Origin of the sequence: Enterobacter cloacae complex sp. P27C, assembly GCF_014895705.1 — a bacterium.
GTDB lineage: Bacteria > Pseudomonadota > Gammaproteobacteria > Enterobacterales > Enterobacteriaceae > Enterobacter > Enterobacter bugandensis.
In genome coordinates this window covers 254,534-275,889 of record NZ_JADBQB010000006.1, presented here as the reverse complement: position 1 = coordinate 275,889, position 21,356 = coordinate 254,534, and the positions used below count along the sequence as shown (strand labels likewise).

22 protein-coding genes are annotated in these 21,356 nt (G+C 59.5%); 13 read left to right on the top strand and 9 right to left on the bottom strand.

The window, feature by feature from the left end:
- Nucleotides 1-12 precede the first annotated feature (12 nt).
- The 4 genes from IM291_RS14565 to hycA all read right to left on the bottom strand — a co-directional run bounded on the left by IM291_RS14565 (nucleotide 13) and on the right by hycA (nucleotide 3,895).
- Nucleotides 13-936 carry a respiratory chain complex I subunit 1 family protein gene (locus tag IM291_RS14565; protein WP_041908474.1) on the bottom strand — a complete coding sequence of 308 codons (924 nt, stop codon included), beginning with the start codon at nucleotides 934-936 and terminating at the stop codon, nucleotides 13-15.
- 1 nt (nucleotide 937) lies between these two features.
- Nucleotides 938-2,752 (bottom strand): formate hydrogenlyase subunit 3, encoded by a 1,815-nt coding sequence (gene hycC / locus IM291_RS14560; protein ID WP_192987155.1) that lies wholly within the window; start codon nucleotides 2,750-2,752, stop codon nucleotides 938-940.
- Nucleotides 2,749-3,357, bottom strand: coding sequence for a 4Fe-4S dicluster domain-containing protein (locus IM291_RS14555; protein WP_192987153.1), 609 nt, complete (start codon nucleotides 3,355-3,357; stop codon nucleotides 2,749-2,751). The genes hycC and IM291_RS14555 overlap by 4 nt, the downstream gene beginning before the upstream one ends.
- Before the next feature lie 73 nt (nucleotides 3,358-3,430).
- On the bottom strand, nucleotides 3,431-3,895 hold the full coding sequence (hycA, locus tag IM291_RS14550; protein WP_047364415.1) for a formate hydrogenlyase regulator HycA: 465 nt from the start codon (nucleotides 3,893-3,895) through the stop codon (nucleotides 3,431-3,433).
- 211 nt (nucleotides 3,896-4,106) lie between these two features.
- Between hycA and hypA the strand changes: the two genes are divergently transcribed.
- The 10 genes from hypA (at nucleotide 4,107) to IM291_RS14500 (ending at nucleotide 14,040) form a co-directional block, all read left to right on the top strand.
- Nucleotides 4,107-4,457 (top strand): hydrogenase maturation nickel metallochaperone HypA, encoded by a 351-nt coding sequence (gene hypA, locus IM291_RS14545; protein WP_192987151.1) that lies wholly within the window; start codon nucleotides 4,107-4,109, stop codon nucleotides 4,455-4,457.
- Nucleotides 4,458-4,460: 3 nt separating this feature from the next.
- Nucleotides 4,461-5,324: a hydrogenase nickel incorporation protein HypB gene (gene hypB, locus IM291_RS14540; RefSeq protein ID WP_192978740.1), complete on the top strand. Its 864-nt coding sequence runs from the start codon at nucleotides 4,461-4,463 to the stop codon at nucleotides 5,322-5,324.
- Nucleotides 5,315-5,587, top strand: a complete 273-nt coding sequence (locus IM291_RS14535) for a HypC/HybG/HupF family hydrogenase formation chaperone (protein WP_028014219.1) — start codon at nucleotides 5,315-5,317, stop codon at nucleotides 5,585-5,587. Before hypB ends, IM291_RS14535 begins: the two co-directional genes overlap by 10 nt.
- 3 nt (nucleotides 5,588-5,590) lie before the next feature.
- Entirely contained in the window at nucleotides 5,591-6,712 is a 1,122-nt protein-coding gene (gene hypD, locus IM291_RS14530) for a hydrogenase formation protein HypD (RefSeq protein WP_192987149.1), read from the top strand.
- A complete protein-coding gene (gene hypE, locus IM291_RS14525; RefSeq protein WP_192987147.1) occupies nucleotides 6,709-7,719 on the top strand; it encodes a hydrogenase expression/formation protein HypE in 1,011 nt (336 codons plus the stop codon). The genes hypD and hypE overlap by 4 nt, the downstream gene beginning before the upstream one ends.
- A 63-nt stretch (nucleotides 7,720-7,782) precedes the next feature.
- Nucleotides 7,783-9,855, top strand: coding sequence for a formate hydrogenlyase transcriptional activator FlhA (gene flhA, locus IM291_RS14520; protein WP_182034160.1), 2,073 nt, complete (start codon nucleotides 7,783-7,785; stop codon nucleotides 9,853-9,855).
- A gap of 151 nt (nucleotides 9,856-10,006) precedes the next feature.
- A complete protein-coding gene (locus IM291_RS14515; RefSeq protein ID WP_192987146.1) occupies nucleotides 10,007-11,005 on the top strand; it encodes an ABC transporter substrate-binding protein in 999 nt (332 codons plus the stop codon).
- Nucleotides 11,005-12,042: an iron ABC transporter permease gene (locus IM291_RS14510; RefSeq protein ID WP_061097255.1), complete on the top strand. Its 1,038-nt coding sequence runs from the start codon at nucleotides 11,005-11,007 to the stop codon at nucleotides 12,040-12,042. The genes IM291_RS14515 and IM291_RS14510 overlap by 1 nt, the downstream gene beginning before the upstream one ends.
- A complete protein-coding gene (locus tag IM291_RS14505; RefSeq protein ID WP_048960092.1) occupies nucleotides 12,042-12,803 on the top strand; it encodes an ABC transporter ATP-binding protein in 762 nt (253 codons plus the stop codon). The genes IM291_RS14510 and IM291_RS14505 overlap by 1 nt, the downstream gene beginning before the upstream one ends.
- A 16-nt stretch (nucleotides 12,804-12,819) precedes the next feature.
- On the top strand, nucleotides 12,820-14,040 hold the full coding sequence (locus IM291_RS14500) for an MFS transporter (RefSeq protein ID WP_100170792.1): 1,221 nt from the start codon (nucleotides 12,820-12,822) through the stop codon (nucleotides 14,038-14,040).
- Nucleotides 14,041-14,045: 5 nt separating this feature from the next.
- On the opposite strand, the gene IM291_RS14495 is transcribed toward IM291_RS14500, so the two are convergent.
- Nucleotides 14,046-14,390: a nitrous oxide-stimulated promoter family protein gene (locus tag IM291_RS14495; protein WP_028014227.1), complete on the bottom strand. Its 345-nt coding sequence runs from the start codon at nucleotides 14,388-14,390 to the stop codon at nucleotides 14,046-14,048.
- Between the two features lie 175 nt (nucleotides 14,391-14,565).
- Here IM291_RS14495 and IM291_RS14490 point away from each other — a divergent pair, with 175 nt between their 5' ends.
- On the top strand, nucleotides 14,566-14,796 hold the full coding sequence (locus tag IM291_RS14490) for a SymE family type I addiction module toxin (protein ID WP_028014228.1): 231 nt from the start codon (nucleotides 14,566-14,568) through the stop codon (nucleotides 14,794-14,796).
- A gap of 113 nt (nucleotides 14,797-14,909) precedes the next feature.
- Nucleotides 14,910-17,471, top strand: coding sequence for a DNA mismatch repair protein MutS (gene mutS, locus IM291_RS14485; protein ID WP_045261242.1), 2,562 nt, complete (start codon nucleotides 14,910-14,912; stop codon nucleotides 17,469-17,471).
- Nucleotides 17,472-17,564: 93 nt separating this feature from the next.
- Here mutS and IM291_RS14480 read toward each other — a convergent pair whose 3' ends face one another.
- The 3 genes from IM291_RS14480 to IM291_RS14470 are packed head-to-tail and all read right to left on the bottom strand — an operon-like array spanning nucleotide 17,565 to nucleotide 19,816.
- Complete coding sequence (locus IM291_RS14480) at nucleotides 17,565-17,786, bottom strand: non-oxidative hydroxyarylic acid decarboxylases subunit D (RefSeq protein ID WP_003862116.1); 222 nt, start codon at nucleotides 17,784-17,786, stop codon at nucleotides 17,565-17,567.
- Nucleotides 17,787-17,796: 10 nt separating this feature from the next.
- Nucleotides 17,797-19,224 carry a non-oxidative hydroxyarylic acid decarboxylases subunit C gene (locus IM291_RS14475; protein WP_126817274.1) on the bottom strand — a complete coding sequence of 476 codons (1,428 nt, stop codon included), beginning with the start codon at nucleotides 19,222-19,224 and terminating at the stop codon, nucleotides 17,797-17,799.
- Nucleotides 19,214-19,816, bottom strand: a complete 603-nt coding sequence (locus tag IM291_RS14470; protein WP_192987144.1) for a non-oxidative hydroxyarylic acid decarboxylases subunit B — start codon at nucleotides 19,814-19,816, stop codon at nucleotides 19,214-19,216. Before IM291_RS14470 ends, IM291_RS14475 begins: the two co-directional genes overlap by 11 nt.
- A gap of 173 nt (nucleotides 19,817-19,989) precedes the next feature.
- Here IM291_RS14470 and IM291_RS14465 point away from each other — a divergent pair, with 173 nt between their 5' ends.
- Nucleotides 19,990-20,397: a MarR family winged helix-turn-helix transcriptional regulator gene (locus IM291_RS14465; protein WP_028014232.1), complete on the top strand. Its 408-nt coding sequence runs from the start codon at nucleotides 19,990-19,992 to the stop codon at nucleotides 20,395-20,397.
- Here the strand turns inward: IM291_RS14465 and IM291_RS14460 are convergent.
- Entirely contained in the window at nucleotides 20,394-21,281 is an 888-nt protein-coding gene (locus tag IM291_RS14460) for a LysR family transcriptional regulator (protein WP_192987235.1), read from the bottom strand. The genes IM291_RS14465 and IM291_RS14460 overlap by 4 nt on opposite strands.
- Nucleotides 21,282-21,356: the final 75 nt, after the last annotated feature.

Below are 21,356 nucleotides of genomic sequence, written 5' to 3'. Positions count from 1 at the left end.
CACTCTCTTTAATCACGCCACCAGCAAGGAGACGAACGCTAAAAATGCAAAACCAAAACCGGCCCAGGTGATGCGCGAGGTTGCCGCAAAACGCAGGCGCGCCATGCTGTTTTCAAACAGGGCGATGACCAGCACGCCGACCAGCAGCTTGAGGGCGGCAACCACCACGGCCAGCAGCAGGCCGCCTGCAGAGAAGTGCGTCATCTGCCCCCACGGGAAGAAAACGCCAACAAACATCTGCAACACCACCAGTTGCTTAAGGCTGATGCCCCACTTCAGCACCGCGAAGCCGTAGCCGCTGTACTCGGTAAGCGGCCCTTCCTGCAGCTCCTGCTCCGCTTCCGCGAGATCGAACGGCAGCTTGCCCATCTCAATAAACGTGGCGAACGCGCAGGCGCAGAGTGCCAGCACGAGCGGGATGGAGCGGGCCACCGGCCAGTGGTAAACGGTGTCGGTGATAAAACTGATGTGGGTCGAACCTGCAACCTGCGCGGCCACCCACAGCCCCAGCAGCAGGATCGGCTCAACCAGCACGCCGAGCATCGCCTCGCGGCTGGCGCCGATGCCGGTAAACGGGCTGCCGGTGTCCAGGCCCGCAATCGCAAAGAAGAAGCGCGCGATGGCGAAGAGGTAGATGAGCGTAATCAGATCGCCGAGCACCGGCAGCGGCGAGCCTACCGTGACCACCGGCAGCGCGGTGGCGATGGTGAGCATCACGCCGACCATCACGAACGGCGTCAGGCGGAACACCCAGCCCGCGGCATCCGGCGCGACGCTCTGGCGGGAGAGCAGCTTGAAGAGATCGCGGTACTCCTGGAGCACGCCGGGCCCGCGACGGTTGTGCATTCGGGCGCGCGCCACGCGCGTGATGCCCGACAGCAGCGGCGCGGCGGCGAACAGCACCAGCGCCTGAAGAATTGCCAGTAACAGACTCATGTCAGGCTCCTCGTGAAATCACAATCACCACCAGCACCGCCAGCTCGATCAGCGCCAGCCGGCGGAACAGCACGGGCACGGCAGCACTCTGCCAGCCCGGCACCCAGCCCTGCGGGTTAAGCCACTGGCGCAGCTTCAGCACGGCGGCGAAGTTCTCCTTCACCGGCATGGCAAAACCGTGGGCGGTGATAACCATTGACGGCTCGTGTTCATAACCGCAGGCCCACGCCGCGCCGCGAGAGCGGGAGGCGAGACGGTCGCGTCTGAAGAACAGCATCAGCACGAACGGCAGGAGCGGCCCGGCGATCAGCAGCAGCGCAATCATCGGCTGGGAGACAACGGTATGCGCCGTCGCCAGCGGCAGCGGAACGGCGTGGCCCAGCAGCGGCAGCAGCCACGGCGCGGCAACCCCACCCGCAATGCAGCACAGCGCCAGCGCGACCACGCTGGTGGCCATCAGTACCGGGGCGCAGCAGGCGTTTTCCGCTTCACGGGTACGCGGCGCGCCGAGGAAGGTGACGCCGTAGACCTTCGCCATGCACATCACCGCCAGCGCCCCGGTAATCGCCAGGCCCACCGCCAGCAGCGGGCCGAGCAGCCGCGCGATAAACGCGTCGCTTTGGCCGAGCGCGAAGAAGGACTGATAGATCACCCACTCCCCGGCAAAGCCGTTCAGCGGCGGCAGCGCGGCCATCGCCATCAGCCCCACCAGCATGGCGAGTGAAATCATCGGCATCTTTTTGCCAATCCCACCGAGCTTTTCGATATCGCGATGGCCGGTGCGGAACCAGACGCTGCCCGCGCCGAGGAACAGAGTGGTTTTAAACAGACTATGGTTGGCGAGGTGATACAGACCGCCGACAAACCCGGCGGCAATCAGCGCCGGCTGGTTGAGCGCCAGCCCGGTGACGCCCGCGCCCATGCCGAGCAGGATGATGCCGATGTTTTCCAGGGTGTGATAGGCCAGCAGACGCTGGATGTTGTGCTCCATCAGGGCGTACAGTCCGCCGACAAAGGCGGTGATCATTCCCGCAATCAGCAGCGCTACCCCCCACCACAGCGGCGGCTGACCGCCCGTCAGGGTAATCGTCAAAATGCCGAACAGACCGACCTTCATTACCACCGTCGAAAACAGCGCAGCGGCGGGCGCAGAGGCATTCGCGTGCGCCTGCGGGACCCAACCGTGCAGCGGGATAATCCCGGCCAGCAGGCCAAAGCCGAGTGCGCCCAGCAGCCAGACGTCGTTCCCCAGCGGCTGGCCGTTAAGCGCGGCAAAGTCCAGGGTGCCGAAACGCTGCCACACCAGCCAGCAGGCCAGCGCCAGCAGCAGCGTGCCGAGGCGTCCGAGCGCAAACCACAGCTTGCCGGAGGCGCTGCAGCCGGTCAGGAACACGCCACACAGCGCCATGATCTCCGCCATCACCACCAGCGCGCCAAGGTTGCTGGCGATAACCGTGCAGACCGCGGCGGCCATCAGCAGATTGACCAGCAGGCCGTTGGCTTTGGTCTGCTGATGACGGTGCCAGTCGATATTGAACAGGCTGATAAACAGCCCGCACAGGCCAAAGGTCACCAGCCAGATGGCGTTCAGCGGCGTAATCGCCACGGTGTGGCGAATCAGCGGCATGAGTGTTTCCACGGATTGTCCGCCGAGCAGGACGACACCGCCCGCCGCCAGCGTCATCAGGCTGCCGACTGCCCCGCCGATACCGGCTATCCAGCCGCTCAGGGTTTTATGGAAAGAGAACACCAGCGCCAGCGCGGCGGCAGCGGCAAAGTACGCCACGGCGCTGTTAATCATAAATATCGCGTTCATTTCGCCCCCTCGTTAAGCGCCTGCAGAAGCGAAAGATCGCCGACGTCGGTATTAATGGTCAGCTCGCGCTTGCGCCTGCTGGTGCGGGCGATATCGCGGATGTTAACCAGGATCAGCGCTTTGGTCGGGCAGGTCCGCACGCAGGCCGGGCCCTGTTCGTCAAAGCTGCACAGGTCGCACTTCACCGCAATAGCGCGGATGCCGGGCACCCAGTCCAGCAGCGTGCTCACGCGTGCCGGAGCCGGTGGCACAGGCGGCGCTTTCGGGGTATTGGCGTTCGCTGGGATATGCAGCGGGCGGCTGCCGGAGAATTCAATGGCGCCGAACGGGCAGGCGATGCCGCACAGCTTGCAGCTCACGCACAGGCTTTCGTTCAGCTGGACCGCGCCATCGACGCGGGTGATGGCATTGACGGGACAGACGCCCGCGCACGGGGCATCTTCACAGTGGTGGCAGAGCTGCGGGGCAGACTCTTTCTCATTACGCATGACGCGCAGGCGCGGCATGGACTGCAGTCCGTGCAGGCGGTGCGTTTCCGAACACGCCGCCTCACAGGTCCGACAGCCAATACAGACCGTCGAGTCAGCAATTACAAAACGGTTCACCGGGCAATCCTCTGGTGATGGTCATTTTTGACGACGAAAAACTGTCTCATCGACACTTTTCGACATTCGGTTATCAGGCAAGATTTGCGGGGGCCTTTCCCGCGACGAGCTGTTTGAGGTCGACCGGCAAGTCGTGCTCAACCGCGGCGTAGAGACCGTTGTAAACCGGCGCGATTTTCTCCAGATAGTGCTCAAGCACCTGCTGGCGATCGCGGTTGCTGACGTAGCCGTCGACCATGCCGTCGGCCATCAGCTGCGCCTGCGCAATACGTTGTTTTTCACCCTCTTTATTCTCAACGTAGTACTCGATGGTGTGGCTGTTAAAGCTGTCTGCCAGGGTCACAAAGACCGTGAAATGACCGAACAGGACAAAGCGCATATCCCCCTGCGCCGCACAGCTCATTGCATGATGCAGTCGGGCTTTTGACAGGGTGATCCCCTGAACCAGAGAGTTACAGTAGAGGTGCCACTGATCCTGAAGCTGCTGGTGGCGCTGCGCGATGTAATCCGCTTTTTCGCTAATTTCCCAAATAGTCATATAAGGTATCCGGTTAATGGAGATAGCGGCTGTTAAGCAGATTCCGTGCCAGTTTTTAATATCTTGATTTGAATGATTTTTATCAAAAAAGACACTGTCAACGCCGCCGTGTCGACGTGTCATTTCGACAGCGCTGACATCGTCACGCCGTAACGCAAGTCAAGCTGGCACCGTTATTGCATTTACTGGCGCAAATCATTGAGGAGGCGTCATGCACGAAATCACCCTCTGCCAGCGGGCACTGGAACTTATCGAACAGCAGGCAGTGCAAAACCACGCGAAGCGCGTCACCGGCGTCTGGCTGAAGGTCGGGGCGTTTTCCTGCGTCGAGACCAGCGCCCTGAATTTTTGTTTTGAGCTGGTGTGCCGCGGCACGCTGGCGGAAGGCTGCGCGCTGCATATCGACGAGCAGCAGGCGGAGTGCTGGTGCGAGCAGTGCCAGCAGTACGTCACCCTGCTCTCATCAAAGGTTCAGCGCTGCCCGCAGTGTCAGAGCACGGGTCTTCGCATCGTGGCGGATGACGGCATGCAGATCCTGCGCCTCGAAATCGAGAAGGAGTAAGTTATGTGTAGCACCTGCGGTTGCGCTGAAGGCAACCTGTATATAGAAGGGGATGAACACCGTCCTCACTCCGCGTTTCGCTCCGCGCCCTTTTCCCCTGCCCCGCGTCCCGCGGCGGCACTGACCGGCATCACCTTTGCGCCGCAGCGTTCCGACGCGGGCGACCTGCATTACGGCCACGGCGAAGCGGGCACCCACGCGCCGGGCATGAGCCAGCGCCAGATGCTGGAGGTGGAGATCGACGTGCTGGACAAAAATAACCAGCTTGCCGCCCGCAACCGCGCCCGCTTTGCGGCCCGTCAACAGCTGGTGCTCAACCTGGTCTCCAGCCCCGGCTCCGGTAAAACCACGCTGCTGACCGAAACGCTCAAGCGCCTGAACGAACGCGTCTCCTGTGCGGTGATCGAAGGCGATCAGCAAACCGTTAACGACGCGGCGCGCATCCGCGAAACCGGGACGCCCGCCATCCAGGTTAACACCGGCAAGGGCTGCCACCTGGATGCGCAGATGATTGCCGACGCCGCCCCTCGCCTGCCGCTGGCGGATAACGGCATCCTGTTTATCGAAAACGTAGGTAACCTGGTATGCCCGGCAAGCTTCGACCTCGGCGAACGGCATAAAGTGGCGGTGCTCTCCGTGACCGAAGGGGAGGACAAGCCGCTGAAGTACCCGCACATGTTCGCCGCCGCCTCCCTCATGCTGCTGAACAAAGTCGATCTGCTGCCGTACCTAAACTTCGACGTGGATAAGTGCCTGGCCTATGCCCGCGAGGTGAACCCGGACATTCACATCCTGCTGGTTTCCGCCACGCGCGGCGACGGCATGGACGCCTGGCTGGACTGGCTGGAGAGCGAACGATGTGCATAGGCGTACCGGGACAAATCCATTCCCTCGACGGTAATCAGGCCAAAGTGGAGGTTTGCGGCATCCTGCGCGACGTGGATCTGACGCTGGTGGGCAGCACCGATGAGACGGGCGCGTCGCGCCTCGGCCAGTGGGTGCTGGTCCACGTGGGGTTTGCGATGAGCGTGATTAACGAAGCGGAAGCCCGCGACACGCTGGACGCGCTGCAAAACATGTTTGACGTGGAGCCGGACGTGGGCGCGCTCCTGTACGGCGAGGAGCGCTAGCCTATGCGTTACGTTGATGAATACCGCGCGCCAGAACAGGTGATGCAGCTTATCGGACATCTGAAAACGCGCGCGGCGCTGCTGGACTACACGAACGAAAGGCCGCTGCGGATCATGGAGGTGTGCGGCGGGCACACGCACGCCATCTTCAAGTTTGGCCTCGACCAGCTGCTGCCGGAGAACATCGAGTTTATTCACGGCCCCGGCTGCCCGGTGTGCGTTTTGCCGATGGGGCGCATCGACAGCTGCATCGAAATTGCCGGCCAGCCCGACGTCATTTTCTGCACCTTTGGCGACGCGATGCGCGTGCCGGGGAAAAACGGCTCGCTGCTGCAGGCGAAGGCGCGCGGCGCGGACGTGCGGATCGTTTACTCGCCGATGGATGCCCTGACGCTGGCAGAGGCTAACCCTGAGCGCAAGGTCGTCTTTTTCGGGCTGGGTTTTGAAACCACCATGCCCGCTACGGCCATCACGCTGCAGCAGGCGAAAGCGCGCAACGTCACTAATTTTTTCTTTTTCTGCCAGCATATTACGCTCATTCCCACGCTGCGCAGCCTGCTCGAAGAGCCAGACAACGGCATCGATGCGTTTCTGGCGCCGGGCCACGTCAGCATGGTGATTGGCACAGACGCCTACGGTTTTATCGCTGATCAGTACAATCGTCCGTTAGTGGTGGCTGGTTTCGAACCGCTTGATCTACTGCAAGGCGTAGCCATGCTGGTTGAGCAGAAAATAGCGTCCCTGAGCGCGGTTGAAAACCAGTACCGCCGCGTGGTGCCCGATGCGGGAAATGAACGGGCGCAGCAGGCGATTGCCGACGTGTTTAGCGTTGAGGGCGACAGCGAGTGGCGTGGGCTGGGGCTGATTGCCGAATCCGGCGTGCACCTGACGCCTGCCTATCGCGAATTTGATGCCGAAGCGCACTTCCGCCCACAGCCGCAGCAGGTGTGCGACGATCCCCGGGCCCGCTGCGGCGAGGTGCTTACCGGCAAATGCAAACCTCATCACTGCCCGCTATTTGGCAACACCTGTAACCCGCAAACCGCGTTTGGCGCGCTGATGGTCTCCTCTGAAGGGGCATGCGCCGCGTGGTATCAGTATCGCAACCAGGAGTGTGAAGCATGAACACGGTGGAAATGGCGCACGGAAGCGGTGGACAGGCGATGCAGCAGCTGATTAACCGGCTGTTCATGGAGGCCTTTAATAACCCCTGGCTCGCCGAGCAGGAGGATCAGGCGCGCATCGCGCTCTCAACCCTCACCGCACACGGCGACCGGCTGGCGTTCTCCACCGACAGCTACGTGATTGACCCGCTATTCTTCCCGGGCGGCGATATTGGCAAGCTCGCCGTCTGCGGTACGGCCAACGACGTGGCCGTCAGCGGCGCCATTCCGCGCTACCTCTCCTGCGGATTTATCCTCGAAGAAGGATTACCGATGGAGACGCTTGCGGCAGTGGTCAACAGCATGGCGCACACCGCCCGCGAGGCGGGGATTGCTATCGTCACCGGGGATACCAAAGTGGTCCAGCGCGGCGCGGCGGATAAGCTCTTCATCAACACCGCCGGAATGGGGGCGATCCCCGCCGACGTTCACTGGGGCGCGCAGCAGCTTTCGGTGGGCGACGTGCTGCTGGTGACCGGCACGCTGGGCTGCCACGGGGCAACCATCCTGAACCTGCGCGAAGGCCTGGGGCTGGACGGCGAGCTTCGCAGCGACTGCGCGGTGCTCACCCCGCTTATCCAGACGCTGCGCGACATACCGGGTGTCAAAGCCCTGCGCGACGCCACCCGGGGCGGGGTGAATGCCGTTGTCCACGAGTTCGCCGCAAGCAGCGGGTGCGGGATTGAACTGAGCGAGCGCGACCTGCCCGTTAAGCCTGCCGTGCGGGGGCTGTGTGAGCTTTTAGGGCTTGACCCGCTAAACTTTGCCAACGAGGGCAAGCTGGCGATCGGCGTGGAACGTTCGGCCGCGGAAGCCGTACTTGAACAGCTGAGAGCGCATCCCTTAGGGAAAGATGCGGCCATCATTGGAGACGTGGTTGAGCGCAAAGGGGTGCGCCTGACCGGACTTTACGGCGTGAAGCGCACGCTGGATCTACCGCACGCTGAGCCGTTACCCCGAATTTGCTAGAACCGCGCCATAAGCGGTCAGCAGTGAAGTCTCTTTTTTGCCAGTTTCTATTGGAAAGCAATAATGCCGTATACACCGATGAGCGATCTTGGACAGCAGGGCCTGTTTGACATCACGCGCACACTTTTACAACAGCCCGATCTCGGCGCGCTGAGCGATGCCCTGACGCGGCTGGTCAGGCAATCAGCGCTGGCGGACAGCGCGGCGATTGTGCTCTGGCATAGTGGAACGCACCGCGCGAGCTACTATTCCACGCGCGAGAATGGCAAAACGTTTGAATACGAAGACGAAACGTACCTCGCGCACGGCCCGGTGCGCCGCATTCTCTCCCGGCCTGAAGTGCTGCACTGCAATTTTGAAGAGTTTCGGATGGCATGGCCGCGGCTGGCAGAGAGCAATCTCTATCAGCCTTTCGGTCATTACGGCATGCTGCCGCTGGCGGCGGAGGGCCATATTTTTGGCGGCTGCGAGTTTATCCGCAATACCGACCAGCCCTGGAGCGAGGCGGAGTACGAGCGGCTGCACACCTTTGCCCAGATTGTGGCCGTCGTCGCGGAGCAGATCCAAAGCCGCGTCACCAATAACGTGGATTACGACCTGCTGAGCCGCGAGCGCGATAACTTCCGCATTCTGGTCGCCATCACCAACGCCGTACTCTCAAGACTCGACATGGACGAGCTGGTCAGCGAAGTCGCCAAGGAGATCCACCACTATTTCAGGATCGACGCCATCAGCATCGCGCTACGCGGGAACCGCAAAGGCAAGCTGAACATCTACTCCACCCACTATCTTGATGAGGCCAATCCGGCGCACGAGCAGAGCGAGGTGGACGAAGCGGGCACCCTTTCTGAGCGGGTATTTAAAAGCAAAGAGATCCTGCTGCTGAATCTTAGCGAGCAGGACCCGGTGGCGCCGTACGAGCGGATGCTGTTTAACACCTGGGGCAACAAAATTCAGACCCTGTGCCTGCTGCCGCTGATGTCCGGCAGTACCATGCTTGGGGTGCTCAAACTGGCGCAGTGCGATGAAGCCGTGTTTACCACCGCCAACCTGAAGCTGCTGCGCCAGATCGCCGAGCGTATTTCCATCGCGCTGGATAACGCCCTCGCCTATCAGGAGATCCACCGCCTGAAAGAGCGGCTGGTGGACGAAAACCTGGCCCTGACCGAACAGCTCAACAACGTGGACAGCGAGTTTGGCGAAATCATCGGGCGCAGCGATGCCATGTACAGCGTCCTCAAGCAGGTGGAAATGGTGGCCCAGAGCGACAGCACGGTGCTGATCCTCGGGGAAACCGGCACCGGTAAAGAGCTGATAGCCCGCGCCATTCATAACCTGAGCAACCGCAACAGCCGGCGGATGGTGAAGATGAACTGCGCGGCGATGCCCGCGGGTCTGCTGGAAAGCGACCTCTTCGGCCACGAGCGCGGGGCGTTTACCGGGGCCAGCAGCCAGCGGCTGGGCCGTTTCGAACTGGCGGATAAAAGCTCGCTGTTCCTCGACGAAGTGGGCGATATGCCGCTGGAGCTGCAGCCCAAGCTGCTGCGCGTTTTGCAGGAGCAGGAGTTTGAGCGCCTCGGCAGCAACAAGCTTATCCAGACCGACGTTCGGCTGATTGCCGCCACCAACCGCGATCTGAAAAAGATGGTCGCCGACCGCGAGTTTCGCAGCGATCTCTACTATCGCCTGAACGTCTTTCCGATCTGCCTGCCGCCGCTGCGCGAGCGCCCGGAAGATATTCCGCTGCTGGTGAAGGCCTTTACCGCGAAGATTGCCCGCCGGATGGGGAGGAATATCGACAGTATTCCTGCCGAAACGCTACGTACCCTCTCGTCGATGGAGTGGCCCGGCAACGTGCGCGAGCTGGAAAACGTCATTGAGCGCGCGGTACTGCTGACGCGCGGGAACGTCCTTCAGCTCTCTTTGCCTGAAGTCTCCCTTCAGGAAGCCCCCACGCTTTCGGCAGAAGTCGCGCAGGAAGGCGAAGATGAATATCAGCTCATTATGCGCGTACTGAAAGAGACCAACGGCGTGGTAGCCGGACCGAAGGGCGCAGCTCAGCGGCTGGGGCTGAAACGCACTACCCTGCTCTCTCGCATGAAGCGTCTGGGAATCGATAAAGAGAGCCTGCTTTAACCCGTCATTCCGGCGCCGCTTATGGCGCCGCTTTTGGTCACCCTGCGCAATTGTCCCTCATTGACACAATATATTTTCCTCTGTATAAAATTCCGCCTTAATAATGCGTTTCATTTGCATCAAAAATAATATTAATGAAGGGTAGCGTTTCATGAAGAAGGTCATCTGCGCGTTAGGCCTGGCGATTGCGTCGGTCAGTTCTGCTCTGGCAACCACATATCCTCTGACGATTGAAAACTGTGGCTATAAAGAGACATTCACTAAAGCGCCGGAACGCGTCGTGGCCCTCGGTCAGAACACCGTGGAAATTTTGCTCCTGCTGGGGCTGGAAGATAAGGTCAAAGCCAGCGCCTTCTGGCCGACCAAAGTGCTGCCGCAACTGGCTGAGCAGAATGCAAAAATCAAAACCCTGACCGTCGAAATTCCGACTCTTGAATCCATCCTTGCGCAAAACCCCGATTTTGTTCCTGCACAGCTGCCGCTGCTGCTTGGGCCGGAAAGTAAGGTCGCAAAACGTGAAGATCTGGCTACCGTCGGCGTGAACAGCTATTTATCTCCAGGCATGTGCGCCACCAAAAAAGCGGCAGGCGATATGTACGGCAGCCGCCAGACGCTGTGGGATATGACGTACCTTTATAAAGAGATTGAAGATTTCGCGAAGATTTTCAACGTTGAAGCGCGCGGCCAGGCCGTTATCGCTGATTTCAAAAAACGTGAGGCCGACCTGCGCCAGGAATTTGGTAAAAACAAAAAAGATCTCTCGTTTGTTTTCTGGTTCTCAAGCGCCTCGCCTTCGGCAGATGCCTATGTCGGCGGGAAAAACAGCGCCTCCGGTTTTATTGCTAACGTGCTGGGTGGCCATAACGCCATTACCGCTGAGACCGAATGGCCGACCGTCGGCTGGGAAAGTATTATTGCCGCGAACCCTGATGTGATTGTCGTCTCCAGTCTGGACCGCAACCGCTGGGCGCTGGATAACGCGGATGAGAAAATCGAATTCCTGAAAAGCGATCCTGCCGTGAGCCAGCTTGATGCCGTCAAAAAAGGCCATATCGTGGTGATGGACGGTCAGGCGATGAACCCAACGATTCGTACGATTTACGGTGCTGAACAGGTGGGTGAACAGCTCAGAAAACTGGGGCTGAACTGATGACGGTAGCCGTACTTCAGGCCCGCCAGGGCCTGATCCTGACCACTTCCGCTCTGCTTGCCGTTGTCCTGCTGTTTTTAGTGATTGCTCTTGGCGTCAGCGTCGGCGAGCTGTCGATTCCGCTGTCCAACGTCTTTTACGCTATTGGTAATAAGCTGGGGCTGACCGACGTTCCGCTCAACCGCATCTATGAGAGCGTGATCTGGGACTTTCGCCTGAGCCGCGCGCTGGTGGCGGCCTGCTGCGGGGCCGGTTTAGCCATCTGCGGTGCCGTGCTGCAAAGCCTGCTGAAGAACGCGCTGGCGGAACCTTACGTGCTCGGCGTGTCGGCAGGTGCCTCAACCGGGGCGGTGTCGGTCGTCGTCCTGGGCATCGGCACCGGCGCGGTGTCGCTCTCTGCGGGGGCGTTTGCCGGGGCGTTCGCCGCCTTTGCGTTTGTCGCCTTTCTGACGAACGGCGCGCGCGGCGGCAATGAACGCACCATTCTGGCAGGCGTTGCTGCATCTCAGCTTTTCAACGCCATTACCGCTTACACCATCAGCACCTCCGCCAGCGCGCAGCAGGCGCGCGACGTGATGTTCTGGCTGCTGGGCAGCTTTAGCGGCGTGCGTTGGCCGGAATTCCAGCTGGCGCTGGTTGTCGTGCTGGCGGGCCTTGCCGTCTGCCTCTACTATTCCCGGGCGCTGGACGCCTTTACCTTTGGTGATGACGCGGCAGCCTCCTTAGGCATTGCCGTGCCCTGGGTGCGTCTTGCCCTGTTTACCACCACGGCCCTGATCACCGCGACCATCGTCAGCATGGCGGGCTCAATCGGCTTTGTAGGGCTGGTGGTGCCTCACGTCATGCGCTTCCTGTTCGGGCCGCTGCACCGCACGCTGCTGATTGCCAGCGCGCTGGCGGGGGCGATCCTGATGGTGCTGGCCGATATCGCCTCGCGGATGCTGATTGCGCCGCAAAGCCTGCCCGTCGGCGTGGTCACCGCGCTGGTGGGCGTACCTTTCTTTGCCGTGATTATCTACCGTTCAAGGAATAAGTGATGAGTATCTGCGCTGAAAATATTACCTGGAAGGTAGGCAAAAAAGTTATCGTCAATGGTGTCTCGCTGAAGGTTTCACGCGGCGAAACGGTGGGTTTGCTTGGTCCTAACGGCTGCGGCAAATCGTCCCTTTTGCGTATCCTGGCAGGCCTGCGTCGCCCGGATGCGGGCAGCGTGACCCTGGACGGGCAGGACATTTCCCGCATCGCCAAAAAGCAGCTTGCCCGCCGTGTGGCGTTCGTTGAGCAGCACGGGATGACCGACGCCAACATGCGCGTGCGCGACGTGGTCAAACTTGGACGTATTCCGCACCACTCCCCTTTTTCTAACTGGAGCGCGCAGGATGACGACACCGTCACCGCGGCTCTGCAGCGTGTCGATATGCTGGACCGCAGCGAGCAGGGCTGGCTGAGCCTGTCCGGCGGCGAGCGTCAGCGGGTGCATATTGCCCGCGCGCTGGCGCAAACGCCAACCGAAATCCTGCTGGATGAACCGACCAACCACCTGGATATCCATCATCAGATGCAGTTGATGCAGTTGATCAGCCAATTACCCGTTACCAGTATCGTCGCCATCCACGATCTCAACCACGCTTCAATGTTCTGCGACTCGCTGATTGTGATGCAGAAAGGGCAAATTGTGGCGACCGGAACGCCGCAGGACATCTTATCCGAGTCGTTGCTCTGGGATGTCTTTCGGGTCAAAACCAAAATTGAGATCTCGCCGTTTCATGGCAAAAAGCACATTCACTTTATCGTTTAGGGACGAGTGATCGACAATGTCCCTTCGCCCCGCCACCACGCTCTGGCCGCCCGTTTTACTGGGTAGCCAGTTTGTTTTTAACATTGGGTTTTACGCCGTCGTTCCCTTCCTGGCGATATTTCTGCGTGACGACATGCTGCTTTCCGGCGGGCTCATCGGGCTGATCCTGGGCCTGCGCACGTTCTCGCAGCAGGGGATGTTTATCGTTGGCGGTGCGCTCTCGGACCGGTTTGGCGCGAAGGTCATCATCCTCAGCGGCTGTATAGTTCGTGTTTCAGGCTATCTGCTGCTGGCCTTCGGGGGATCGCTGTGGCCGATTATTCTGGGCGCGTGTCTGACGGGCGTCGGCGGCGCGTTATTTTCTCCCTCAATTGAGGCTCTGCTGGCGAAAGCGGGTACCCACAGCGAGGCGAAAGGGAAACGAAGCCGGGCGGAGTGGTTTGCGCTCTTTGCCGTCTGCGGGGAGCTCGGCGCGGTACTGGGCCCGGTTGCTGGCGCTCTGCTAACGGGGCTTGGCTTCCGCCAGGTGGCGCTGGCGGGGGCAGGCGTCTTTATCATTGCGCTAGTGGTGCTTTACTTCTGTCTGCCTGCTGCCGGGCAACGTTCACAGAAGATAAAAATAGTGCCCTGGTGGACGACGTTCCGCCAGCCGCGCTTTGTCGCCTTTATCATTGCCTACAGCTCCTGGCTGTTAAGCTACAACCAGCTCTATCTGGCGCTGCCGGTGGAGATCCAGCGCTCCGGCGGTAACGAGAAAGATCTCGGCCCGCTTTTTATGCTGGCCTCCGTTCTGATCATTACCTTACAGCTGCCGCTGGCGCGTTTCGCCCGACGCGTGGGCGCGGTGAACATTCTTCCGGTGGGCTTTTTGCTGCTTTCCGCCGCCTTTGCGAGCGTGGCAATGTTTGCGGCAACAGAACCGCCTGAGGGCTGGCTGCGGCTTCTGCCCTCGGTCTCGTTTGTCACGCTGCTGACGCTGGGGCAGATGCTGCTGGTGCCGTCGGCAAAAGATCTCATTCCGCGGTTCGCCGATGAATCCACGCTGGGCGCGCACTATGGCGCACTCTCCACCGCCGGAGGCATTGCGGTACTGGCTGGAAACTTGTTATTTGGCAGCCTGCTGGATCGCGCGCTGGTGCCTTCAACGCAGGCGATTTACCCGTGGCTTCTGCTGGCGCTCTTTCCACTCTGCAGCGCGCTGGCCCTGAACGTGATTTGCCGCCCGCTACGAAGCTGATCGGTTCACTTTTTCGGGCGATACTTCTCCGGCAGTTCCGGCACCGGACGACGGTCATCCATCAGATGGAGGACGGTCAGAATGGGGTGACGCCATAACATACGCGGGCCTGCCCAGCGCATAATCTGCTTCATCTCTTCACGTCTGGCAGGCTGGTAGCAGTGCACCGGGCATTGTTTACAGGCGGGCTTTTCTTCACCAAAAACGCACTTATCCAGGCGCTTATCGGCATAGGCGTTGAGCGCCTGATAATGCCCCGCTTCCTGAGAAGCCTGTGGACACTGCTTTGCGTACAACGCGATCATTTTCGCGATGGTCTCTTTTTCACGTGATATGCGTTTACCGGTCATAGCGACTTACCAAATAATAAGATGCATCAATAATACACTTTAAAACTGTGGATTTCAGGTGTTGCATTCCGTTTTCTGAAGCCTGATTCCACTATTAACCCTGCACCTCCTGAAAATCACTGGTATTTTATACAGGCATCAGGAATGACCGTTGTCCGTATAGTCTGGAGACCCTATGAAAGAGATCGCGATCGGCAAACCCTACCGCCATTTAAAAGTGGGATATTTCAGAAAACGTCACGAGGATCGAAAAACGAAGATACCAAAGCGATACAGCGTGCATGCGGCGCTGAGCTTAAAAGGAGACTGGCTTGAAAAGGCGGGCTTTACCACCAACTCCCAGGTCAGGGTGGACGTTGAGCATGGAAAAATCGTCATTGAGTTAATGTCTGAAGGTGCCTCGTAAAGCCGCCACATTTTTCTGCGCCGTACCTTTTTTTCATGCGACAATAGAACGAACAAACGGCCACTGAGCCGCTCAAAACGGTTTATTTTCAAAGAAATGGACATCATAACTCCATGAGCACAATCGACAATTTCGACGCACATACGCCGATGATGCAGCAGTACCTGAAGCTGAAGGCACAGCATCCGGAAATCCTGCTGTTTTACCGCATGGGCGATTTTTACGAGCTGTTTTATGACGATGCTAAACGTGCCTCGCAGTTGCTCGACATCTCGCTAACCAAACGTGGCGCATCCGCAGGCGAGCCCATCCCGATGGCCGGTATCCCGCACCACGCGGTTGAAAACTATTTGGCCAAGCTGGTGAATCAGGGTGAGTCCGTTGCCATCTGCGAACAAATCGGCGATCCGGCAACCTCGAAAGGCCCGGTTGAGCGTAAAGTCGTGCGCATCGTCACGCCAGGCACCATCAGTGATGAAGCCCTGCTTCAGGAGCGCCAGGATAACCTGCTGGCGGCGCTGTGGCAGGACGGCAAAGGGTTTGGCTACGCCACGCTGGACATCAGCTCCGGGCGTTTTCGCCTGAGTGAGCCGGCTGACCGCGAAACGATGGCTGCCGAACTGCAGCGCACCAACCCGGCAGAATTGCTCTACGCCGAAGACTTCGCCGAAATGGCGCTGATTGAAGGCCGTCGCGGATTGCGCCGTCGCCCGCTGTGGGAATTCGAAATTGATACCGCGCGCCAGCAGCTGAACCTGCAGTTCGGTACCCGCGATCTGATTGGCTTTGGCGTGGAAAATGCTCCACGCGGGCTGTGTGCCGCAGGTTGCCTGCTGCAGTACGTGAAAGACACCCAGCGCACCGCCCTGCCGCATATCCGTTCTATCACCATGGAACGCCAGCAGGACAGCATCATCATGGATGCCGCCACGCGCCGTAACCTGGAGATCACCCAGAACCTGGCAGGTGGCGTTGAAAACACGCTCGCGTCGGTGCTCGACAGCACGGTGACGCCGATGGGCAGCCGCATGCTGAAGCGCTGGCTGCATATGCCGATTCGCGATACCGATACGCTGGTTTGCCGCCAGCAGACGATTGCTGCGTTGCAGGATCGCTATACCGAGCTGCAGCCGGTCCTGCGTCAGGTAGGCGATCTGGAGCGTATTCTTGCCCGTCTGGCATTGCGCACCGCGCGCCCGCGCGACCTCGCGCGTATGCGACATGCTTTCCAGCAGCTGCCGGAACTGCGTGCGCAGCTGAGCGACGTTGACAGCGCGCCGGTACAGAAACTCCGCGAAACGATGGGCGAATTCACCGAGCTTCGCGAGCTGCTGGAGCGCGCCATTATTGATGCCCCTCCGGTTCTGGTGCGCGACGGCGGCGTGATTGCCCCAGGCTACAACGAGGAGCTGGACGAATGGCGCGCGCTGGCTGATGGTGCGACGGACTACCTGGATAAGCTGGAAATCCGCGAGCGCGAGCGTCTTGGGCTCGACACGCTGAAAGTGGGATATAACGCGGTACACGGTTACTACATTCAGATCAGCCGCGGGCAAAGCCATCTGGCGCCGATTCACTACGTACGTCGTCAGACCTTAAAAAACGCCGAGCGTTACATCATTCCCGAGCTGAAAGAGTACGAGGACAAAGTACTCACCTCGAAAGGTAAAGCCCTGGCGCTGGAAAAACAGCTGTATGACGAGCTGTTTGACATGCTGATGCCACACCTGGCTGACCTGCAGCTCAGCGCCAGCGCGCTGGCGGAGCTGGACGTGCTGGTGAACCTGGCAGAACGGGCTGAAACGCTGAACTATACCTGCCCGACCTTTACCGACAAGCCCGGCATTCGCATTACGGAAGGCCGTCACCCGGTCGTTGAGCAGGTGCTGAACGAACCGTTCATCGCCAACCCGCTGAGCCTGTCGCCGCAGAGAAGAATGCTGATCATTACCGGCCCGAACATGGGCGGTAAGAGTACCTACATGCGCCAGACGGCGCTGATTGCTTTGCTCGCGTATATCGGCAGCTACGTCCCGGCGCAAAAAGTGGAGATTGGCCCCATCGATCGTATCTTCACCCGCGTTGGGGCAGCGGACGATCTGGCGAGCGGTCGCTCAACCTTCATGGTCGAGATGACCGAAACGGCTAATATTCTGCATAACGCGACGGAGCACAGCCTGGTGCTGATGGACGAAGTGGGACGCGGAACCTCAACCTATGACGGCCTGTCTCTGGCCTGGGCCTGTGCTGAAAGCCTCGCGAATAAAATCAAGGCCATGACGCTGTTCGCCACCCACTACTTCGAGCTGACGCAGCTGCCGGAGAAAATGGAAGGCGTGGCTAACGTTCATCTTGATGCGCTGGAGCACGGCGACACCATCGCCTTTATGCACACGGTGCAGGATGGCGCGGCGAGCAAGAGCTATGGCCTGGCCGTTGCGGCGCTGGCAGGTGTACCAAAAGAGGTGATCAAGCGCGCTCGCCAGAAGCTGCGTGAGCTGGAAAGCCTCTCGCCGAATGCGGCGGCGACGCAGATTGATGGCACCCAGATGTCGCTGTTGGCGCCAGCTGAAGAAACGTCGCCTGCGGTGGAAGCGCTGGAGAACCTCGACCCGGATTCACTGACGCCGCGTCAGGCGCTGGAGTGGATTTATCGGTTGAAGAGTCTGGTTTAGTTTTCTGCGGTCTGTTTTGTCGGGTGGCGGCTTCGCCTTACCCGACCTACAAAACCCGTAGGCCCGGTAAACGCAGCGCTACCGGGCTTATTTTTACAACAGAGGCGGGATCGTCGGCACCTGCGGTGCTTCATCAATATCCTTCTGCGTCATGCGGAACGCTTCCGGGTAATGCTCGCGGCTGGTACGACGCAGCGGTTCGGTATCGCGCCAGGTATAAAGACAATGCTGGCACTGATAAACGGTCCAGACCCCTTTCACCGGTGACGTCGCCATCACTTCAATATGCTCATCGGCACAACGTGGACAAATCATCTTTTCCTCCTTATTGGCGTGCTGCCAGCATCGCGGTCAGTTTTTCAGCCCAGGCTTTAGTTTCAGGCAGATCCTGTACCGGCTGGCTGTAGTGGCCACGGGTGTCCGGTGCAACAGGCGTGGTGGCATCAATAATCAGTTTGTCGGTAATGCCCGCCGGGCTGGAGCCAGGGTCGAGTTCAAGCACTGACATGTTCGGCAGCTGCACCAGATCCCCTGCCGGATTGACCTTCGATGAGAGCGCCCACATCACCTGCGGGAGGTTGAACGGATCGACATCCTCATCCACCATAATCACCATCTTCACGTAGCCCAGACCGTGCGGCGTGGTCATGGCGCGTAAACCGACCGCGCGGGCAAAACCACCGTAGCGTTTTTTGGTGGAGATAATTGCCAGCAGACCGTGGGTGTACATCGCGTTCACCGCCTGCACTTCCGGGAATTCCGCCTTCAGTTGCTGGTAAAGCGGCACGCAGGTGGCTGGTCCCATCAGATAGTCAATCTCGGTCCACGGCATGCCGAGGTAAAGGGATTCGAAGATCGGTTTGGTGCGGTAAGAAACTTTGTCGATACGGACCACCGTCATATTACGGCCACCGGAATAGTGTCCGGTAAACTCGCCGAACGGCCCTTCGATTTCACGTTTGCGGCCTTCAATCACCCCTTCCAGGATCACTTCAGACCCCCACGGCACGTCGAAGCCGGTCAGCGGCGCGGTGGCAATCGGGTACGGGCTTTCGCGCAGCGCGCCGGCCATTTCATACTCGGACTGATCGTATTTCAGCGGCGTGGCGCCCATCAGGGTGATAATCGGGTCGTTGCCGAGAGTAATCGCGATCGGCAGATCTTGCCCGCGCTCTTCCGCTTTGTGCAGATGGAGGGCGATATCGTGCATCGGTACCGGCTGCAGGCCGAGCTTGCGCTTGCCCTTGACCTCCATGCGGTAGATCCCGACGTTCTGCTTGCCGAAATGGTCCGGGTCGAGCGGATCGCGCGAGACAACGCACGCTTTATCGAGATAAAAACCGCCGTCACCGTCGTTCAGGCGAAACAGCGGCAGGATATCGAACAGGTTAATGTCTTCACCGTCGACCGTATTTTGCGCCCAGGCCGGGTTAGCGCGGCGCTCCGGCGCAACGGGGAATTTATCCCAGCGGCGAATAAACTCGTCGATCTGTTTTTTTACCGGGGTATTCGCTGGCAGCCCCATCGATATGGCGTGGTTTTGCCACGAGCCGATGGTGTTCATCACCACGCGGGCATCGGTAAAGCCACGAATATTGTCGAACCACAGCGCGGGCGCGCCGTCGCCAATACGGCCTGTGGCGTTGGCTGCCGCAGCCAGATCCGGCTCCGCATTCACCTCTTCCTCAATTTTCAGCAGTTGCCCTTGCTCATCGAGCGCCTGCAGGAAGCTTCTCAAATCATCAAATGCCATCTTTGTTCTCCTGTGAAAAATGTTTCGCCTCCCGCAACCCGTTCCATCGGCGCGCCTTTTTGTGCTCCAGACCAAACTGGTCGAGCACACGGGTGACGATATGCTGGGTGATGTCATCGGCGGTTTGCGGGTGGTTGTAATACGCAGGCATGGGCGGCACCATCGCCACGCCCATGCGGGAAAGCGCCAGCATGTTCTCCAGATGAATGGTGCTGAGCGGCGTTTCGCGGGGAACGAGCACCAGCTTGCGGCCCTCTTTCAGCACCACATCTGCCGCACGGCCCACCAGCCCTTCGGCGTAGCCCGCGCGGATCCCCGCCAGCGTTTTCATGCTGCAGGGAATGACGATCATGCCGTCGGTGCGAAACGAGCCGGAGGAGATGGTGGCGGCCTGGTCAGCCGGGCTGTGAACAACGTCAGCCAGCGCAGCAACGTCCTGCACGCTGTGAGGCGTTTCCAGCTCAATGGTTGTTTTTGCCCACTTCGACATGACCAGATGGGTCTCTACCTCCGGCATTTCCCTCAGCGCCAGCAGCAGCGCCACGCCCAGCGGAGCCCCCGTTGCTCCTGTCATTCCCACGATCAATCTCATTCATCACCTCAATCAATTTGTTCGTGTACGAACATTTAAAGATAAACTACTCCCGGATCGCTCTACTGACAAGATCGTTCGCACACGATCACATTAATTGCTAAAAAATCCCGCGTTATCATCCCTGGCTTTAGCGGCTATCATAGGGGGTGATTTTTTCTGTCGGAGTGTTCATGGAACTAAGACAAGAGGCGTTCCACCTGTTACGTCAGCTTTTTCAACAGCATACCGCTAAGTGGCAACATTCCCTGCCGGAACTGACCAAGCCGCAGTATGCGGTTATGCGCTCCATTGCCGAGCACCCGGGCATTGAGCAGGTGGCATTGACCGAAGTGGCGGTCAGCACGAAGGCGACGCTGGCGGAGATGCTCAGCCGAATGGAGGCGCGCGGACTGGTCAAACGCGAGCACGATCCCGCAGACAAGCGCCGCCGGTTTGTATTCCTGACGCCGGAAGGCGAAGCCCTGCTTGCAGACTGCCAGCCGGTCGGCAACGAGGTGGATGAGGCGTTTTTAGGGCGTCTTAATAAGGCCGAACGGGAGCAGTTCTCTGCGCTCATCAAAAAGATGATGCACGATTAATTCACGCTGGCGCGCATAAAATCAATAAAGGTGCGCACTTTCGCAGGCACGTGCCGGGCATCCGGATAAACCGCGTGGATGCCCTGCCGCGCGAAGGTATATTCCGGTAAAACCGGGACCAGTTTTCCCGCATCAAGCGCATCGCGCACCAGCCATTCCGGCAGTAACGCCACGCCACTTCCCGCAAGCGCAAAAGCCATAAGCGCCTGCGCGCTGTCGGCAAACAGGCGCGGCGCTTTTTTTATCTCAAGCATTTCAGGCGCACCGCTGGTATCTTTCACCTGCCAGCGCAGCGGCGACGCTAAGCGCTCGTGAATAATCCAGTCGGCTTGTGCCAGCTGCGCAAGCGATTCAACCGGATGATTCATCCGCCATTCCGGCGTCGCGACGGGCAGGATGGAAAAATGTGAAATCAATGCGGCGTGGTAGCGCGAGTCGGTAAGCGTTCCCAACCGAATAGCCACGTCAAAGCGCTCTGAGATCAGGTCGGCATGGAGTGAAGACGAAACATGACGCACGCGAAGCTCCGGGTGCAGCTGGCTAAACCTTGCCAGCAACGGTACCACGACCCGCGAACCATACTCAGGGGTGGTGGTGATCCGCAATTCACCCGTGAGTCCTGCATGATTCGCGCGAACGTCATCCTGCAGCCGTTCTGCGTCCTTCAGAAGCGCCACGCTGCGCTGATGAAAAAGCGCTCCCGCCTCGGTTAACGTCAGGCGGCGGGTGGAGCGCAGCAGCAGCGTCACCCCCAGCTCGGCTTCGAGCTGGCGAATATTGAAGCTGACCACGGCTTTTGTCAGACCCAGCGCATCGGCTGCGGCAGTAAAGCTGCCGGTATCGGCCACCGCAACAAACATCTGCGTCCGCTGTAGGTTAATCATCATTACGCCTTTTACCGTCAAAATTTTTTTGACAGTATATCGCGCTTTGTCAGGTTTATCCGTGCTTCCGGGGTC

Bases quoted from the DNA above. Each gene is read 5' to 3' on its own strand.
- IM291_RS14495 (WP_028014227.1), bottom strand. From the start codon at position 14,390: ATGACCGGTAAACGCATATCACGTGAAAAAGAGACCATCGCGAAAATG.
- IM291_RS14460 (WP_192987235.1), bottom strand. From the start codon at position 21,281: ATGATTAACCTACAGCGGACGCAGATGTTTGTTGCGGTGGCCGATACC.
- IM291_RS14535 (WP_028014219.1), top strand. From the start codon at position 5,315: ATGTGCATAGGCGTACCGGGACAAATCCATTCCCTCGACGGTAATCAG.
- flhA (WP_182034160.1), top strand. From the start codon at position 7,783: ATGCCGTATACACCGATGAGCGATCTTGGACAGCAGGGCCTGTTTGAC.
- IM291_RS14465 (WP_028014232.1), top strand. From the start codon at position 19,990: ATGGAACTAAGACAAGAGGCGTTCCACCTGTTACGTCAGCTTTTTCAA.
- IM291_RS14500 (WP_100170792.1), top strand. From the start codon at position 12,820: ATGTCCCTTCGCCCCGCCACCACGCTCTGGCCGCCCGTTTTACTGGGT.
- hypB (WP_192978740.1), top strand. From the start codon at position 4,461: ATGTGTAGCACCTGCGGTTGCGCTGAAGGCAACCTGTATATAGAAGGG.
- hypA (WP_192987151.1), top strand. From the start codon at position 4,107: ATGCACGAAATCACCCTCTGCCAGCGGGCACTGGAACTTATCGAACAG.
- IM291_RS14490 (WP_028014228.1), top strand. From the start codon at position 14,566: ATGAAAGAGATCGCGATCGGCAAACCCTACCGCCATTTAAAAGTGGGA.
- hycC (WP_192987155.1), bottom strand. From the start codon at position 2,752: ATGAACGCGATATTTATGATTAACAGCGCCGTGGCGTACTTTGCCGCT.
- IM291_RS14475 (WP_126817274.1), bottom strand. From the start codon at position 19,224: ATGGCATTTGATGATTTGAGAAGCTTCCTGCAGGCGCTCGATGAGCAA.
- hypE (WP_192987147.1), top strand. From the start codon at position 6,709: ATGAACACGGTGGAAATGGCGCACGGAAGCGGTGGACAGGCGATGCAG.
- hypD (WP_192987149.1), top strand. From the start codon at position 5,591: ATGCGTTACGTTGATGAATACCGCGCGCCAGAACAGGTGATGCAGCTT.
- IM291_RS14510 (WP_061097255.1), top strand. From the start codon at position 11,005: ATGACGGTAGCCGTACTTCAGGCCCGCCAGGGCCTGATCCTGACCACT.
- IM291_RS14515 (WP_192987146.1), top strand. From the start codon at position 10,007: ATGAAGAAGGTCATCTGCGCGTTAGGCCTGGCGATTGCGTCGGTCAGT.
- IM291_RS14505 (WP_048960092.1), top strand. From the start codon at position 12,042: ATGAGTATCTGCGCTGAAAATATTACCTGGAAGGTAGGCAAAAAAGTT.
- IM291_RS14470 (WP_192987144.1), bottom strand. From the start codon at position 19,816: ATGAGATTGATCGTGGGAATGACAGGAGCAACGGGGGCTCCGCTGGGC.
- mutS (WP_045261242.1), top strand. From the start codon at position 14,910: ATGAGCACAATCGACAATTTCGACGCACATACGCCGATGATGCAGCAG.
- hycA (WP_047364415.1), bottom strand. From the start codon at position 3,895: ATGACTATTTGGGAAATTAGCGAAAAAGCGGATTACATCGCGCAGCGC.
- IM291_RS14480 (WP_003862116.1), bottom strand. From the start codon at position 17,786: ATGATTTGTCCACGTTGTGCCGATGAGCATATTGAAGTGATGGCGACG.
- IM291_RS14565 (WP_041908474.1), bottom strand. From the start codon at position 936: ATGAGTCTGTTACTGGCAATTCTTCAGGCGCTGGTGCTGTTCGCCGCC.